This is a genomic window from Variovorax sp. GW822-FHT04A09, from assembly GCF_058801005.1.
Map to the genome: position 1 here is coordinate 1,538,855 of NZ_JBXAMV010000001.1, position 15,661 is coordinate 1,554,515.

A 15,661-nucleotide genomic window follows, 5' to 3' on the forward strand; every position below is an offset into this window, starting at 1 on the left:
TCCGCCAACGCCCCGCGCTACGCGCTGCCCCAGCCCCCGCCCAGGGCCTTGTACAGGTTCACGGTGTTCACCGCCGCCTTGAGCTGCAGTTCGATCAGCTGCTGCTGCCCGGTATACAGCTCGCGCTGCGCATCCTGGCTCGAGAAGTAGTCTTCCATGCCGCTGCGAAAGCGCGTGCGCGAAATGCCGGCCACTTTCTCGAGCACCTGCACGCGCGCCTGTTGCGCCTCCAGCTGCGGCTGCAGGTGGTCGCTGGCGATCAGCGCGTGGGCCACCTCGCGAAAGGCGACCTGCGCCGCCGATTCGTAGCCGGCCATCGCGGCGGCCAGCCGCTCTTCGCTGGCGCTCACGTTGGCCGACCGGCGGCCCCAGTCGAAGATCGGCAGCGACACGCCCAGCACGCCGGCCCAGCTGCTGTTGCCGCTGTTGAGCAAGGTCGACAGCTCCTTGCTCACACCGCCGGCCAGCGCCGTGAGCGAAATGGTCGGCAGCATCGCGGCCTTGGCCGCGCCCACGCCGGCGTTGGCGGCCTCGACGCGCGCGTAGGCCGCGAGCAGGTCGGGCCGGCGCTGCAGCAGGCTGGACGGCAACCCGGCCGCGACCTGCGCGGTGGAGCGCTCGGGCCAGGGCCGCGCGCTGCCCGTCTCGGGCGGCACGGGGCGCCCCACCAGCACGTTGAGCCACTGCAGGTCCTGTGCGACACGCATGCGGTATTCCTCCTGCCGCACGCGCGCGGTCTGCAGCAGCGACTGCACGCGGTACACGTCGAGCTGCGCGGCGCCACCCACGGCGCGGGCGCGACCGATCGTGTCGGCATTGGCGTTCAGCGCGGCCTCGTTGGACTCGGCCAGCGCGAGCAAGGCGCGGTCGGCGCGCAGCGTGAGGTAGGCGTTCGACACCTCGCCCACGAGGTTCATGCGCGCGGCCGCGTGGTCCTTGTCGCCGGCCTCGGCAAGCGCGCCGCTTTGTTGCGCAGTGCTCTGCTGCCGGCCGAAGAAATCCAGCTCGTACGACATCACGCCCGCCTGCACGTCGAAGCTGTTGGACACGCGCCCGTCCGACGGCAGGTTGCCGACCGGGCTGAGCGAACCCTGCGGCGTGGTCTGCGCGCGCTGGGCATGCGCCGACAGGCCCAGCGCCGGGAACAGCGAAGCGCGGTTGCCCGCGTAGTTCGCGCGCGCCTCGCGGGCCTTCGCGGCATAGGCGCGCAGGTCGCGGTTCTGCTCGAGCGCGGTGGCGATCAGGCCCCGCAGTTCCTCGTCCTGCACGAAGCTGCGCCAGTCCACGGGCTGCGCGCCCGGCGCCGTCGTGCCAGCGGGCCATTGCGAGGGCACCGGCAGGTCGGGCTGCTTGAGCGGCGGCGTGAGGTTGCACCCGGTCGTCACCAGCACGATGCACACGGCCAGCACCGCGAAGAGCAGGCGCAGCGACAGCCGCGCAAAGCCCGCGCCCGGCGCGCGCATGCCCGCACTCGCGAACAGCGCCGACGCCGCCTGCCAGGGCCGCACCTGCACGGCCACGTGGCTCGGCGGCACGTTGAAGACATGGCGCACGAGGTCTTCACGCTGCGCCTCGGTGGCGGCGAACTTCAGCTCGGCGCCCGCCCTGCCGCGCGCGGCGAGGTGGGCCGGCAGCCAGCCGACCGGCCCGACATGCACCTCCAGCGGCTGCCCGACGCGCAGGCGCTTGAGCGGCCCCCGGCCTTCGAGCAGCGCGCCGTCGGCCGCGATGTTGACGAAGCGCGACTCGCCCTCGCCCGCCGCCGTGCGCACCCGTGCCCGCGCACGCCAGGGAAAGCGCTCTTCCTGCTGTGGGCGCGGCAGGTCGACGCAGGCCATGAGCGCGCTCAGGCACAGCACCAGCGCGATGCCGGTCCACACGAGGTTGAGCTGGTCGCCCGGCGTGAGCGCCTCGCCGCCCAGGGCAGCCATCGCGGCCGCGCCCTGCAGCGCCACCAGCAGGCCGCCGAAGACGGCCACCAGCTTCCAGTGCACCACCGTGCGCGAGCGGTCCAGCCCCTTGGCCGTCACCTTGAACGGATGGCCGAAGGGCTTCAGCATCGCGCGCGCCAGCGTGCCGCTCACGGCCATCGCCGCCACCAGCTGGCTCACCTCGCTGAACACGGGTAGGCAGCGCCGCTGGCTGACCCAGTAGCTGTAGGCCCAGAACATCACGAGCGACGGCAGGCCGTAGGCCGCAAAGGCCTGCGGCGTGGCATGGAAGGCCGAGACGCCGGCATACCAGTACAGCGCCGGCGCCAGCAGCACCAGCACCATGAAGGGCTTGCCCAGCCAGTGCAGCAGCCCGTGCAGGAAGTGCAGCCGCGCCGACAGGCTGTAGCCCGGGCCGCGCAGGGGGCCGTCGGGCAGCAGCGCGAGCTGCACCGTGCCCAGGCACCAGCGGCTGCGCTGGTTGATGTAGTCGATGATGCTCTCGGCCGACAGCCCGTTGGACAGCCGCTCGCCCAGCCAGCGCGTGATGCGGCCGTGGCGCAGCAGCAGGTAGGTGGTGTGGATGTCTTCGCACACGCTGCCCACCGGGAACCCGCCGGCCTCGGTGATCGCGTCGCGCCGCACGATGAACGAGGTGCCCACGCAGAAGGCCGAATCGACCGCGTCCTTGGCGGGCTGCAGCACGTCGAAGAACACGCGCTGCTCGTCGACCCAGCTGTCGGTGGCGCGCAGGTTGTGCTGGATGGGGTCGGCGTTGTAATAGAACTGCGGCGTCTGCACCAGCCCCACGCGGCGGTCCTCGAACAGGCCCAGCATGCGGTAGACGATCTGGCGCTGCGGCGCGAAGTCGGCGTCGAGCACGAGGATGAACGGCGCGTCAGTCACGCCCGCGGACAGGCGCAGGCCGTTGTTGAGGTTGCCGGCCTTGGCGTGGCGGTTGTCGGGCCGCCGCGCGTAGTGCACGCCGCGGCGCTCGCAGTACTCGCGCAGCCAGTCGCGCCGCGTGTCGTCGAGCACCCAGACGTTCAGCCGCGGGTAGTCGATGGCCTGCGCGGCGATGATGGTTTTCTCGAGCACGGCCAGCTCTTCGTTGTAGGTGCAGATGAAGACATCGACGGCCGGCACCTCCTCGCCACGCGCATGGCGTTCGCGCAACGCGGCCTCGCCCCGGTCGGCCTGCGCGCGGTTGTCGCGGCGCCGCATGAGCATGTGGATCGACATCAGCGTGTAGACGATGGCCGTGAGCTCGAAGCCCAGGAACACCCAGGCGAACAGGGTTTCGAAGCCCAGGTCCGAGGGCGGCATGGTGGCCACGATGCGCCAGACGGCATAGCGCAGCAGCAGCAACGCGGTGAGCGCGCCGAACAGCACGCGGTGGGTGACGCGCTCGACCCTGGCCCAGGTCATGAGGAGCAAGGCGAGCCCCCCGACCAGGGCGTTGAACTGGAATTCCGGTGTGGCGATCAGGCTGGACATGAGGGGACTTCCGATGCGGCGGTCTTGCCGGTGAAGGGGTTGAAACCCGTGGCGGCCAGGGCGATCCAGGCGGTCGCGCCCAGGTGCGGCCAGCGGTAGTAGAAGAAATCGGCACCGGTCGAATCGGGGCCGATGGCCAGGCCGGTGGCAATGCGCGCGCTCGGCGTGGCGTAGTACAAGCCGTTGCCGGCGCGCTGCGAGGCCAGCAGCTGCCACAGCGCCTCGGGCGCCGCGCCCTTGCGGGCCACCAGCGTGGCGGCCGCCTGCGCGCTGCCTTCGGTCCAGATGCCGTCGGGCTCGCGCGAGAAGCCGTAGCCCGCGCCGACGCGGTGGTGCTTCTCGACCCAGTCGAGGCTGCGCACCCAGGCGCAGGAGCCTTCGGGCGCCGCGAGCAAAGGCCACAGCTGCGCATCGAGGCCGGAGCCTTCGGTGGAGATCGTGGCGCCATCCTCCTTGGTGCCGATGTGAAAGCGCTGCTCCGACGGGTTCCACATGCGGCCCACGAAGTCGAGCGCGGTGCGCGCCTGGCGTGGTTCGGGACCGTCCGGCTGGCCGTCGGCGCGCACGGCCCGTGCGGTCCACGCCGCCGCCATGGCGATGTCCAGGTTGTGCTCGGTCGACTTCCAGGTCTGCGCGCGTTGGGCGTTGTCCCAGCCGTGGCGCCCGCCGTTGTAGCCGTCGGGGCCGTTCCGGGCGCGCGTGTTCTGTTCGGTCCAGGCCAGCAGCCGGCGCGCGGTCGCCAGGTAGGCGGGCGTGGGTTCGGCCTGGTGCAGGTTCAGCAGCAGCAGCGCGGCCCAGGCCACATTGCCGGTGGCGGTGCTGACCTGGTAGGCATCGGCGATCCACTGCTTGCGCCCGGCGTCCCAGCGGCCGGGCAGCGCGGGCTTTTCCTCGGTGACCGGCCCGGCGCGGTAGGCATTGCGCACGCGCCCGTCGGGCATGGTCTGGTCGTGCGCCACCGCGCGCACCACGGCGTCGCCGATGCGCCGGGCGGCGGCGCGCTCGCCGCACGCCAGCAGCGCGATGCCGGCCAGCGCGTTGTCGTAGGTGAAGCCAGCGCCCGCCAGCGCGGGCTCGAACGGCGGCTCGCCCTGTGCGTTCGCCGGGCGGTAGCTGGTCAGGAACAACGGCCCCGACGTCGCGCCGCCCTGGTCGTGCGCGACGGCGCGGCGCAGGCCGTCGCAGCTCTCGCGCGCAAGGGCCTTCTGCGTGGCGCCGGGTGAAGGCGAAGGCGCGGCAACAGCAGCGACGCCGGCAAGCGCCATCGATGCGGCGGCGCACCGTGCCACGGCACGGAAAGAGAAAGGGATCGACATGGCGTTCTCGGTGGGCTGCGCGACATGCTTTCTCACGCCTTGGCGAGGCTGGCCGAGACCACCTTGCCCGGCACGCACAGGGTCTGGCGGCTGCCGTCTTCCGAGGGCGGCGGTTCGGGCGCCTCGATGCGCGCCACCGCATAGATCGAGCCCTGCTCGGCAAAGGGGAAGGGCACGCTGTACGTGCTCTGCAGTGCATCCGAGGCCACGGGCAGCAGCTGCTCGACGCGCGCCTGCACGTCGACGTTCTGCGCCACCTTCACGTCGAGCTTGGAGCCGACGCTCAGCCGCTTGGCCAGCCGCGCGGGAAACACGGCGACGACGCCGATCCGACTGCAGTCGGTCACGCGCACCAGCGAGGAGCCCGCCGTGACATACGCGCCCTGGGGTGCGAGCACCGTGTGCACCATGCCGGGCTGGCTCGCCTTGACCTCGTAGGCGGCGAGCTTGTCGACGCGGCGGCGCTCTTCGTCCTCGAGCTGCGTGATCTGCGCGAGCTGCTTGACGATCGCGGTGCCGTCCTGGCGCGCGCGGTCGCTGCTGTTGCGCAGCGCTTCACGCCGGCTCGCGAGCGTCTGGAACAGGCTGTTGCCGCTGGTGCCCACGAAGGCGCCCTGCCCCGCGCTCGCCACCGTCTGCGCCTGTCCCGCGAAGGCCTGCTCGGCCACCGCCGCATTGGCACGCGCGGTGCTCAATTGGGCCTCGGACGCGTTCATCACCTGTTCGCTGATGGCGCCTTCTTTCAGCAGCGCTTCGTTGGTGCGCACCTTGTTCTCCTGCTCGGCCACCACGCTGTGCGCCACGTCGCGCTGGCGCTGCGCGATCTCCCAGGCGTCCCAGGTCTGCGCCAGCGAGGCCTGGCGGGTCACCTGCGCCTGCTGGCCGATGGAGCGCATCTCCTGGCTGTCGGACTTGTACTGGTTGCCCAGCTGCGACAGCTGGCTCTGCAGGGCCAGGCGCTGCGTGGTCAGCGTGGTGAGGATCTCCTGGCTGACGGTCGGGTTGCGCACCGTGGCCACCACTGTGCCGGGCGCCACCGCATCGCGCGTGCGCACCGCCATCTGCGTCACCACGCCGTTGATCGGCGAGGTGACGATGCCGACCGGCGCCTGCAGCACGGCCCGCGTGGCCTGCGAGGACAGCAGCGGCTCGACCAGCGTGGCGACCATCAGCCACAGCACGAAGGCCAGCAGCGCATAGGCCGCCAGCTTCGGAACGAAGGCGCCCCGCTGGCGCCGGGCACGTCCGGCACCCGGGGCGCGCGGTCGGCCCGGTTCCGACGGAAAAGGAATGGGTCTGGACACTCGCATAACCACCTCTTGGAAACATCGACGGCATGCCGGCGAACGGCATGCCGTCTGGTGAAGAAAGAGACTCGAATCAACCTCCCGACCCCTCGGTCCGCGCCTCGATTTGTCGTGCTGCGGTGCAATAAAGGTACGCCCAAAGCGCGGCCGACCCTGCTTCCGGGCGAAACAAGATGTGCGAACTTCACATCTACTTTTCGGCCGCGGACCGGGCGAAGTCCTACATAGGTGTTGCGGCGGTGGGGGTTGACACGGGCTGGGCGTGTCGGCACGCACGGAACAGCGCGCGATCGCGTTTGTCTCGAAGGCCCGCGGGCATGGCGCAGGGCGAGGTCCGATGAAACGGCCCCCTGCGCGCGCGGCGTCGACAACGCGGCTTCGGCGTCGGGTTCAACAGGCCGTAACGATATTGCCGCGATTGGTCACAGCCGCCGCGGGGGCGCTGTGGCGGGCACGCATCAGCGACGGTCATCAACCCCGGCGAGCTCTATGCCCTGCGCGACATCAGGGCCCGCCCAGGCTGCGGCATGCGCGCGTTCTTCCTTTGCACCACCGGCTTTTCGGCGGTTGTCCTACACCTTGGGCCGCGCAGAAGACTAGACCTGTAGCCCACCCTGCTTTTTCTTCTTCAAAGGATTCCAGATGCGAAAAGTCAACGCTGTGATGACCCGCGATGTCGAGGTCATCAGTCCCGACGCCACCCTCGCGGAGGCCGCCAGGCGCATGCGCGACGGCGACTTCGGGATGATGCCGGTGGGCGAGAACGACCGCATGATCGGCGCGATCTCGGACCGCGACATTGCCGTGCGCGGCATCGCCGAAGGGCACGACGGCAACGCCAAGGTGCGCGACGTCATGTCGGACGGCATCCGCTGGGCCTACGAGGACGACGCCGTCGATCATGCGGCGCAGCTCATGGCCGAGCACCAGATCCGGCGCCTGCCCATCGTCAACCGCGACAAGCGGCTGGTGGGCATCCTGGCGCTGGCCGATGTCGCGGTGAAGGAGCCCAAGGTCAAGCCGGCCGCCGAGGCGCTGTGCGGCATCTCGCAACCCGTCGAGGCCTGAGAAGGTCTGACCAGGCGAGGTCCTTCACCCCGATTCACTGTCCCTTCCCTTTCTTCCTGGAGGACTTGCCATGCACGTCGCACCTTTCCACCTGCTCGCAGCCGCCGCCATCGCGGCGAGCCTCGCCGTGACCGGCTGCACGGTCACCCGCCCCTCCGGCGCGGCGAACGACATCCCGGCCTCGTCGGCATCGGCCATCGACGCCCAGGTCGACGCATCGCTGGCCCGGCTCTATGACACCGTCGCCGGTTCGCGCGCGCTCGTCGCTGGCGCGCAGGGCGTGCTGGTGTTCCCGTCCGTGGTGGGCGGAAGCTTCGGCATCGGCGCCGACTATGGTCGCGGTGCCCTGCGCAGCGGCGGCCGCACGCAGAGCTACTACAGCACGACCGCCGGCTCCATCGGCTTCCAGGCCGGAGCGCAGTCGAAGGCCGTGTTCTACGTGTTCACCTCCAGGGAGGCGCTGGACAAGTTCCGCCAGAGCCGGGGCTGGACAGTGGGCGTCGACGCGACGGTGGCGCTGGCACGCTACGGTGCCAACGGCGTCGTCGACAGCAGCACCTTCCGGCAGCCCGTGGTCGCTTTCGTGATGACCAATGTGGGCCTGGAGGCGGGTGCGTCGGTGCAGGGGGCGAAGGTCACCGAAATTCGACCTTGATACGGGCATGACATGACGGGCATCCGGTCGGAAACGCCATCGACAAGGAGTGCCCGCCATCATGCTCAACGGAGCCGAAGCCCACCCGATCCAATCTGCGACGCGCGCGTTGTTCGACCGCTATGAGCGGGAGTTCAATGCGGGACTGACCGGCGAAGCCGACCTCGAGGCCGTGTCGGCGCTGTACGCCGCGTGCTTCATTGCCGCTTCGCCCGCAGGCGTCTTCACGGGCAAGAACGATGAAGAACTCAGGCGCGTTTCCGCGAAGGGGTTCAAGCATTACCGCGACACCGGCGTGCAACGGATGACCGTGCGCAACCTGGACATCTCGGCCATCGACGACATGCACGGGCTCGCCCGCGTGGCGTGGAGAGCGATCTACAAGGTCGAGGGCGCGCAGAAGGTGATCGACTTCACCAATGTTTATCTGGTGCGGCTCGAGGGCGGCACCGCGAAGGTGTTCGGCTGGATCACCGGCGATGAGGCCGAGGTGCTGCGGCAGCACGGCATCGGTTGAGAGGCTGCCGGGCGCCGAGGAATGGGGGCTGGAGCGGGTGAAGGGAATCGAACCCTCGTCAGTTGCTTGGGAAGCAACAGCTCTACCATTGAGCTACACCCGCGGCAGGCGCGGATTCTAACGTCAGTCCAGAAGACGCCTGAACTCAGGCGCCTTCACAGCGATTCCCAGCGTTTGCGGACAACACCCATGTTCTCGATCAGGAACGCAGGCGCATCGAATCGAGAGTGGAAAACCAAACTCTGCTGCGTGTCGACAACCGCAGATACGGACCGCCATCCATGGCCCTCAAACAACTGCGGGCTAGGCATTGGACCGTCCTCAAACCAGTGCTTCAGCTTATTGATGTAGAAGAGCAAATCGATAGTTGCACGCTGCCCAAACAGATAGCGTTTCTGATCAAGTCGATTGAGTTCTTCAAGCACGAGAACCCCCGCATCCGTGGGCGTGAGATCCTCTGCCGTGTACATCTCTGCGGGGGCCCGCCCCTCTTTGGCTGTTGCACGGAGCCGGGCGGCTTTGACCTCGTCATGTCGACGTCGTCCTGAATCCAGGATTTCCTTCACTTCGAAGCGGGCATCGCGAAAGACCACATCGGGAGGATCGCTTTCAAGAGCGAACACTTCCGATTCGTCAGCGCCGAAATGGAGATTGGCTAGGAATTCGACCGCGACATTCCATTCACGCCAATTCTTGAAGGCTCGTGCAAATCGATCGTCGTCCTCCCCTGGTGGGTCGGGAATGAATCCTCCAAAGGGCTCGATTTTTCTCATCTGCAAAGTATCGCGCTCATTGATAAGTTTGCAGCAACCTCAGTCGTGAAAGGAGCTTGGATCTTCAACCGGTTGCCAGGCGATACCGATCGACCTTTCATCGCAGCCATCCTCGCAATCTCCATAAAAGCTGCTCGCCACTGGCACACTGGCCTTTTTTAACTAGAGGAGCGAGGATGGATCAGGAACATGAGCAACCTAAGATGTCCGACGAGGAGTTTGGCAAGGGGTTGACATACGCCTTTGGCGCGGTAGTTTTCTTCGCGATTTTCGTGGCGGGCCTCTACATGTGGAAGTTTAGAGGTGGTTCGTTGAGTAGCGATCCAGAAAAGTGGGGACAGTTCGGTGACTATCTCGGCGGGGTCGTCAATCCGGCGGTGGGATTGGTGACAGTTTTCCTTGTGGTCATTTCCATCGCAATCCAGCGACGGGAACTTCGAGCCTCACTTACTGAAATGAGGCATGCCAACGAAGCTGCAAGATCAATGAGCTTGGAGCAATCGTTGTTTGCTTGGCTGGAGAACTATCACTCGCAGATCAAATCGATCAGTTATGAAAGCAATTCCGGACGACGAGCTCTGCAACGCCTGTATGACCTCACGCTGTCTCCTAGAAAAACTGTGGGTTTTGGTAGCGAGATCGTTCAGCTGGGCGATGAGTCAATAGATGTCTCGGAATACTACGATGCCAATCAGGTCTACTATCGGATCGATCAGGGGGAGATCGGGATGACACAGATGGGGGAGCGCCAGTTCCACGCAAGCATCCAGTACCAACGCCTGTACCACGAGCGTCGATCAGATTTCGATGCTCCGTTTCGCACGCTCTACCGCTTGATCCGATGGGTTGATGAAAGCGATTTAACGGCGGCCAAAAAATGGCACTACTGCGCCTTGATCAGATCCCAGTTATCGGGAGTCGAACTGGTTTTCCTCTATTACAACGGGTTGATCGTCGACGGTGAGCGACTGGCAACATACGCGAACAAGTATGCGCTGTTCGATAACCTCTCCTCCGACGATGCGCTCATCCAATGGGCCGTCGCGAGCCTGACACCTACCCCGGAATCCAAGCGCCCCAGGGTTCGTGATGGAAATAAACCGTGGCCGTATACGCGCAGCGCGTTCAATTCGACCGAAGCGAAGGTTCAGCTGGGACTACCAGCTGCCCTCTAGGAGCTTCTTAAGGAGTTGCAACTTCAGCTCCCCAGCTGAAGAAAAGAGATGCTCCGCTCGGCAGCGGCTACGTCTGCCCCACTCAGGTCTGCAGCGCATCCCTTCGCAGCCGCAGCGCCGCACGCCCTTGTGGCGTGATGAGCAGGACGACGGCGACGCGCGGGCCCGTGCCGCTGGCGGCCGGTGGCAGGACGGCTTCGATGAGATGCGCGGCGACCAGCATCGTCGCGCAGTGGATGTCGGCTTCGTCGCGGACCGCCATCGGGAACGACGCGTCTTCGATGCGCTCCAGAAAGTCCATGGGCATGGGAAGGCTCCTGAGGAAACGAGGCGCAGTCTAGGTCGTTGCGCCCCCGAAAATGCAGCCCGGATGGGTTGCTTTTGTAACTAATTCGACAGGTCGCGCCCTGCGCGCGCCGCACGAGAACTTTCTCCCGACAGCGCACCATGACCCTGCGCACATGGGCGTCGCCGCCGCACCTCATCGCCGCGCGTTCATCCGTCCGAAATCGCCGCAGGCCAGCACGATGGGCCCGCGCGGATCGGCTCGAAAGCGCGCCACCGCCGCCGCCGAGATCACGTCGAAATGCCGTTTGCAGGCATGCAGCGTGTGCTCGCCGATTTCCTGCGCGCCGAGCGCATCGTGCAGCACGTCTTGCGAAATCTGCGCCAGCACGCGCGCGCCGTCGGGACCGTCGGGGTACACGGCGAAACGCACCGTGGCCGTATCGAAGCAGTAGATGCCTTCGAAGTCCATCGCCTTGTCTCCTTCATCGCAGCGCAAGGATTCGGCGCGCGCGCCGCGAAACGTGGTGATGGATTTGCACGCATGTTGAAGAAGGAAGCGGCCTACAGCTGCGGTTCGCACACGTGGCCTTCGTCCACCCCTCGCGCGCGTGCGGCCTTGGCCCACACGAAGACCGGACACCTGGCCGATGCGGCGCGGCCCGAATGCGGGCACACCAGAGGCCATGGCCCGTTCCGACACGCCCCTAGCAACCTACCAGGCGAAGCGCGACTTCGCCGTCACCGACGAACCCGCCGAAGGCGGCAGGGCCCGGCCGCACGCGCCCGCGTTCGTGATCCAGAAGCACGCGGCGCGGCGGTTGCACTACGACTTCCGGCTCGAACTCGACGGCGTGCTGGTGTCGTGGGCCGTGCCCAAGGGGCCGAGCCTCGACCCCGCGCACAAGCGCATGGCCGTGCATGCGGAAGACCACCCGCTGTCGTACGCCGGCTTCGAGGGCACGATTCCCGAAGGCCACTACGGCGCGGGCGACGTCATCGTGTGGGACCACGGCAGCTGGGAGCCCGTGGGCGATCCGCGCAAGGGCCTGGCCGCGGGCAAGCTCGCGTTCCGGCTGCATGGCCAGAAGCTCGAAGGGCTGTGGGAACTCGTCAGGATCGCCAAGGGCGGCGAGCGGCAGGAGCCCTGGCTGCTGTTCAAGAAGCGCGATGCCTTCGCGCGCTCGCATGCCGAGTACGACGTGGTGTCCGCGCTGCCCGACAGCGTGGCCGGAGCGCGCAAGACCGCCAAGGCCAAGGCCGCGCCTGCCTTGCCCGCCTTGCCCGCAACGGGCGCGGTGAAGGCACGCCTGCCCGCCAAACTTTCGCCGCAGCTCGCGACACTCGCCACCGGCGTGCCCGAAGGCGCACCCGGCGACTGGATCTTCGAGATCAAGTTCGACGGCTACCGCCTCATGGCGCGCATCGGCAACGGCAAGGCACGCCTGCTCACGCGCGGCGGCCACGACTGGAGCGCGAAGCTGCCGAAGCTGGTGGCCGAGCTGGAGCGCCTGGGCATCGGCAACGCCTGGCTCGACGGCGAGATCGTCGTGCCCGACAAAGACGGCACGCCCGACTTCAACGCGCTGCAGAACGCGCTCGACCGCGAACACGCCGATCCCATCGTGATGTTCCTGTTCGACGTGCCCTTCTTCGAGGGCTTCGACCTGCGCCACACGCCGCTCGCCGAGCGCCGCCGCCTGCTCAAGCAGTTGATGGACGCGCGCGCCACGCGCCGCCTGCGCTTCAGCAGCGACTTCGAGGCCGATGTCGATTCGATCCTGCAATCGGCCTGCCGCATGAACCTCGAGGGCGTGATCGCCAAGCGCGCCGACGCGCCGTATGTCTCGCGCCGCAGCGACACCTGGCTCAAGCTCAAGTGCATCCGGCGCCAGGAGTTCGTGGTGTGCGGCTACACGCTGCGCACCGACAGCCCGACGCGCATCGGCAGCCTGATGCTGGGCGTGCACGCGAAGAACGGCGAACTGGTGTCGGTCGGCGGCGTCGGCACCGGCTGGAACGACCGCGAAGCGCGCGACATCCGCCGCCAGCTTGCCGCGCTGGACACCGACCACGCGCCGTTCACCGGCGGCGAGGCCAAGCCCGGCCGGCGCCGGCCGGGCGGCACGCGGCACTGGGTGAAGCCCAAGCTCGTGGCCGAGGTGCGCTTCGCCGCATGGACGCCGGACGGGCAGATCCGCCATGCGTCCTTCGTGGCAATGCGCAACGACAAGCCGGCGTCGGAGATCGTGCATGAAGAACCCCGCGATATCGCCCATGCTTCACGTGCAAAGGGCACGAAGGCCATGAAGACCTCATCGAAAAAAACCGCCTCCACCGTCGGCGGCGTCGCCGTGAGCCACGGCGAGCGCGTGATCGATACCGCCTCGGGCCGCACCAAGCTCGACCTCGTGCGCTACTACGAATCGGTGGCCGACGACATGCTGCCGCACCTGAAGGGCCGCCCCTGCGCGCTGGTGCGCGGGCCGCAGGGCGTGGGCGGCGAGATCTTCTTCCAGAAGCATGCCGAGAAGGTCCGCATCGCCGGCGTGAAGCAACTCGACCCGGCCCTGTGGCCCGGTCATCCGTCGATGCTCGAGGTCGGCACGCGCGAAGCCTTGCTGAACGCGGCGCAGTTCAACGTGATCGAGTTCCACACCTCGAACGCGACCTCGACGCACTTCGACAGGCCCAACCGCATGATCTTCGACCTCGACCCAGGCGAAGGCACGCCGTGGGCGCATGTGCAGGAAGGCGCGCTGCTGATGCGCACGCTGCTCACCGAGCTGGGCCTGGTGTCATGGCTCAAGACCAGCGGCGGCAAGGGCCTGCACGTGGTCGTGCCGCTGCGCATGCACTACGACAACGACACGGTGAAGGCCTTCTCGCGCGCCATCGTGCAGCACATGGCCCACGTGATCCCCTCGAAGTTCGTGGCCAAGAGCGGGCCGTCGAACCGCGTCGGCAAGCTCTTTGCCGACTACCTGCGCAACGGCGTGGGCGCGACCACGGTGGCGGCCTACTCGGCGCGGGCGCGGCCCGGCATGGGCGTGTCGATGCCGGTGCGCTGGGACGATCTCGCCAGCCTCAAGAGCGGCGCGCACTGGACCATCGCCACCGCGCGCGAGCACCTGTCGTTCCAGTCCGAAGACCCGTGGGCCGATTACTGGACCACTCGCCAGCCGCTGGGCGAGGCGATGAAGCGGCTCGGCTTCAAGAAATAACCAAGGAGACACACCATGGCCACGAGAACCCTCTGGAAAGGCGCCATCACCTTCGGGCTGGTCCACATCCCCGTGGGCCTGCACACCGCCAGCACCGAACAGGGCATCGATTTCGACTGGCTCGACAAGCGCAGCATGGACCCGGTGGGCTACAAGCGCATCAACAAGCGCACGGGCAAGGAGATCGCGCGCGAGCAGATCGTGAAGGGCTTCGAGTACGAAGACGGCAAGTACGTCGTGATCTCGCCCAAGGAGATCGAGGCCGTCTACCCGCGCACCACGCAGACCATCGAGATCCAGCGCTTTCTCGACGTGGGCGAGATTCCGTTTGTGTACCTGGAGCGCCCCTACTACCTCGCACCGATCAACAAGGGCCAGAAGGTCTACGCGCTGCTGCGCGAGGTGCTGGTGAAGACAGGCAAGGTCGGGCTGGCCAAGGTGGTGATCGCCACCAAGCAGCACCTGGCGCTGCTGATTCCCTTTGGCAAGGTGCTGGTGCTCAACCTGCTGCGTTGGGGTGACGAGATCAAGGACGCCGACGGGCTCGACCTGCCGGCCGCCGGCATCAAGGGCGCGAAGCTGTCGGCCGCCGAGATGAAGATGGCCGAGCAGCTGGTCGGCGACATGTCGGGCCCGTGGAACCCCGACGAATTCAAGGACGAGTTCAAGCACGCCGTGATGAAGATCGTCGAGAAGAAGGTCAAGGCGGGCGACACGGAGACGGTGGTGCAGCCGGAAGAAGAAGCACCTGAGGGCGGCGCCGAGGTGATCGACCTGACCGAGCTGCTCGCGCGCAGCCTGCGCAGCGGCAAGCGCACGCCGCCTGCGGCGAAGAAGCGTGCGGCGAAGTCGACGGCTTCTGCACGCAAGACCGCGCACAAACCTGCGGCCGCCAAACGCGCGAAGAGCGTGGCCCGCAAGGCGGCCTGACTAACGCCGCGGCGCTTTCGCAGCCCCCGGCAGCGCCGCCACGCGCTGCGCCAGGAAGTCGACCAGCACCTGCACGCGCAGCGGCAACTGCCGACGCGGCGCGTACAGCAGGTGCAGCTCCTGCGCCGGCCCCGTGTGCCGCGCGAGCACGCGCACCAGCCGCCCCTGAGCCAGCAGGTCCGCGACCATCCACGTGGGCTGCAGCGACACGCCCGCACCCGCCAGCACGCTGTCGAGCAACGCCACGGCGTTGTTGACGCGGTAGCGGCTGCGCACCGGCACGGCCACCGCGCCCTCGGGGCCCGTGAGCAGCACGCCGTCGTCGCCCGCCGCGTAGCGCAGGTAGTCGTGCGCCAGCAGATCGTGCGGCGTGCGCGGCTTGCCGCGTGCGGCCACGTAGTCCGGCGAGGCGACGAGCACGCGCGGCCAGCTGCCAAGGTGGCGCGCGACGAGGTCGGGCGGCAACGCGCCGCCGACGCGCAGCGAGACGTCGATGCGCTCCTCGCGCGGGTCGACGAAGCGGTCGTCGAGCACCAGCTCCAGTTCGATGTCGGGGTACAGCCGCAGGAACTCGACCGCCATCGCGTTGAGGTGCCGCTGCCCCAGCGTGACCGGCGCGCTCAGGCGCAACAGGCCGCGCGGCTGCTGCACCTGGGCGCGCGCATCGGCCACGGCGTCGCCGTAGTCCTCGAGCATGCGGCGCGCGCGTTCGTGAAAGCGCTGGCCCTCCTCCGTGAGGCTCAGGCCCGTGGCCGCGCGCCGCAGCAGCCGCACGCCCAGCGATCGCTCCAGCCCCGCGACCAGCTTGCTCACGGTGGGCTGCGTGGTGTCGAGCGCGCGGGCCGCGCCCGAGAGGCTGCCGAGTTCGACGCTGTGCACGAAGGCGGAGAGTGCGCGAAGGGTGTCCATGGGTTCATTCGAATCGGGAATGCGATGCATGCCATTCTGCCTTCTATCCCTCGCGATTCGAATGGAAGAAAGTT

13 protein-coding genes and 1 tRNA gene are annotated in these 15,661 nt (G+C 67.7%); 6 read left to right on the top strand and 8 right to left on the bottom strand.

What is annotated here, in order from left to right; all coding sequences use genetic code 11:
* Positions 1-17 precede the first annotated feature (17 nt).
* From AC1RLW_RS06920 to AC1RLW_RS06930, 3 genes are read right to left on the bottom strand one after another with little or no spacing between them, the layout of a single operon-like run.
* On the bottom strand, positions 18-3,428 hold the full coding sequence (locus tag AC1RLW_RS06920; protein ID WP_493192559.1) for an efflux transporter outer membrane subunit: 3,411 nt from the start codon (positions 3,426-3,428) through the stop codon (positions 18-20).
* Positions 3,416-4,744 carry a hypothetical protein gene (locus AC1RLW_RS06925; protein WP_493192560.1) on the bottom strand — a complete coding sequence of 443 codons (1,329 nt, stop codon included), beginning with the start codon at positions 4,742-4,744 and terminating at the stop codon, positions 3,416-3,418. Before AC1RLW_RS06925 ends, AC1RLW_RS06920 begins: the two co-directional genes overlap by 13 nt.
* A 32-nt stretch (positions 4,745-4,776) precedes the next feature.
* Complete coding sequence (locus tag AC1RLW_RS06930) at positions 4,777-6,054, bottom strand: HlyD family secretion protein (RefSeq protein ID WP_493192561.1); 1,278 nt, start codon at positions 6,052-6,054, stop codon at positions 4,777-4,779.
* 639 nt (positions 6,055-6,693) lie between these two features.
* Between AC1RLW_RS06930 and AC1RLW_RS06935 the strand changes: the two genes are divergently transcribed.
* The 3 genes from AC1RLW_RS06935 (at position 6,694) to AC1RLW_RS06945 (ending at position 8,291) form a co-directional block, all read left to right on the top strand.
* Positions 6,694-7,119, top strand: coding sequence for a CBS domain-containing protein (locus tag AC1RLW_RS06935; protein WP_062480639.1), 426 nt, complete (start codon positions 6,694-6,696; stop codon positions 7,117-7,119).
* A 70-nt stretch (positions 7,120-7,189) separates the two neighbouring features.
* Complete coding sequence (locus AC1RLW_RS06940; RefSeq protein WP_095744962.1) at positions 7,190-7,774, top strand: BPSL1445 family SYLF domain-containing lipoprotein; 585 nt, start codon at positions 7,190-7,192, stop codon at positions 7,772-7,774.
* A gap of 61 nt (positions 7,775-7,835) precedes the next feature.
* Positions 7,836-8,291 carry a nuclear transport factor 2 family protein gene (locus AC1RLW_RS06945; protein WP_493192562.1) on the top strand — a complete coding sequence of 152 codons (456 nt, stop codon included), beginning with the start codon at positions 7,836-7,838 and terminating at the stop codon, positions 8,289-8,291.
* Between the two features lie 29 nt (positions 8,292-8,320).
* Here AC1RLW_RS06945 and AC1RLW_RS06950 read toward each other — a convergent pair.
* Both AC1RLW_RS06950 and AC1RLW_RS06955 read right to left on the bottom strand, forming a co-directional pair.
* Positions 8,321-8,394 (bottom strand) — tRNA-Gly (locus tag AC1RLW_RS06950).
* 52 nt (positions 8,395-8,446) lie between these two features.
* A complete protein-coding gene (locus AC1RLW_RS06955) occupies positions 8,447-9,064 on the bottom strand; it encodes a DUF1780 domain-containing protein (protein WP_493192563.1) in 618 nt (205 codons plus the stop codon).
* A 176-nt stretch (positions 9,065-9,240) separates the two neighbouring features.
* Between AC1RLW_RS06955 and AC1RLW_RS06960 the strand changes: the two genes are divergently transcribed.
* A complete protein-coding gene (locus AC1RLW_RS06960; RefSeq protein ID WP_493192564.1) occupies positions 9,241-10,239 on the top strand; it encodes a putative phage abortive infection protein in 999 nt (332 codons plus the stop codon).
* Positions 10,240-10,321: 82 nt separating this feature from the next.
* Here AC1RLW_RS06960 and AC1RLW_RS06965 read toward each other — a convergent pair whose 3' ends face one another.
* Together AC1RLW_RS06965 and AC1RLW_RS06970 are read right to left on the bottom strand one after the other, a co-directional pair.
* Positions 10,322-10,546, bottom strand: a complete 225-nt coding sequence (locus AC1RLW_RS06965) for a hypothetical protein (protein ID WP_062472399.1) — start codon at positions 10,544-10,546, stop codon at positions 10,322-10,324.
* Positions 10,547-10,720: 174 nt separating this feature from the next.
* A complete protein-coding gene (locus AC1RLW_RS06970) occupies positions 10,721-10,996 on the bottom strand; it encodes a hypothetical protein (RefSeq protein WP_493192565.1) in 276 nt (91 codons plus the stop codon).
* A 214-nt stretch (positions 10,997-11,210) separates the two neighbouring features.
* Here AC1RLW_RS06970 and ligD point away from each other — a divergent pair, with 214 nt between their 5' ends.
* Positions 11,211-13,748, top strand: coding sequence for a DNA ligase D (gene ligD / locus AC1RLW_RS06975; protein WP_493192566.1), 2,538 nt, complete (start codon positions 11,211-11,213; stop codon positions 13,746-13,748).
* A 15-nt stretch (positions 13,749-13,763) separates the two neighbouring features.
* A complete protein-coding gene (gene ku, locus AC1RLW_RS06980; RefSeq protein ID WP_095947520.1) occupies positions 13,764-14,678 on the top strand; it encodes a non-homologous end joining protein Ku in 915 nt (304 codons plus the stop codon).
* Here ku and AC1RLW_RS06985 read toward each other — a convergent pair whose 3' ends face one another.
* A complete protein-coding gene (locus tag AC1RLW_RS06985; RefSeq protein ID WP_493192567.1) occupies positions 14,679-15,587 on the bottom strand; it encodes a LysR family transcriptional regulator in 909 nt (302 codons plus the stop codon).
* Positions 15,588-15,661 lie beyond the last annotated feature (74 nt).

Coding starts and splice junctions, on each gene's coding strand:
- AC1RLW_RS06920 (WP_493192559.1), bottom strand. CDS start 3,428: ATGTCCAGCCTGATCGCCACACCGGAATTCCAGTTCAACGCCCTGGTC.
- AC1RLW_RS06925 (WP_493192560.1), bottom strand. CDS start 4,744: ATGTCGATCCCTTTCTCTTTCCGTGCCGTGGCACGGTGCGCCGCCGCA.
- AC1RLW_RS06930 (WP_493192561.1), bottom strand. CDS start 6,054: ATGCGAGTGTCCAGACCCATTCCTTTTCCGTCGGAACCGGGCCGACCG.
- AC1RLW_RS06935 (WP_062480639.1), top strand. CDS start 6,694: ATGCGAAAAGTCAACGCTGTGATGACCCGCGATGTCGAGGTCATCAGT.
- AC1RLW_RS06940 (WP_095744962.1), top strand. CDS start 7,190: ATGCACGTCGCACCTTTCCACCTGCTCGCAGCCGCCGCCATCGCGGCG.
- AC1RLW_RS06945 (WP_493192562.1), top strand. CDS start 7,836: ATGCTCAACGGAGCCGAAGCCCACCCGATCCAATCTGCGACGCGCGCG.
- AC1RLW_RS06955 (WP_493192563.1), bottom strand. CDS start 9,064: ATGAGAAAAATCGAGCCCTTTGGAGGATTCATTCCCGACCCACCAGGG.
- AC1RLW_RS06960 (WP_493192564.1), top strand. CDS start 9,241: ATGGATCAGGAACATGAGCAACCTAAGATGTCCGACGAGGAGTTTGGC.
- AC1RLW_RS06965 (WP_062472399.1), bottom strand. CDS start 10,546: ATGCCCATGGACTTTCTGGAGCGCATCGAAGACGCGTCGTTCCCGATG.
- AC1RLW_RS06970 (WP_493192565.1), bottom strand. CDS start 10,996: ATGGACTTCGAAGGCATCTACTGCTTCGATACGGCCACGGTGCGTTTC.
- ligD (WP_493192566.1), top strand. CDS start 11,211: ATGGCCCGTTCCGACACGCCCCTAGCAACCTACCAGGCGAAGCGCGAC.
- ku (WP_095947520.1), top strand. CDS start 13,764: ATGGCCACGAGAACCCTCTGGAAAGGCGCCATCACCTTCGGGCTGGTC.
- AC1RLW_RS06985 (WP_493192567.1), bottom strand. CDS start 15,587: ATGGACACCCTTCGCGCACTCTCCGCCTTCGTGCACAGCGTCGAACTC.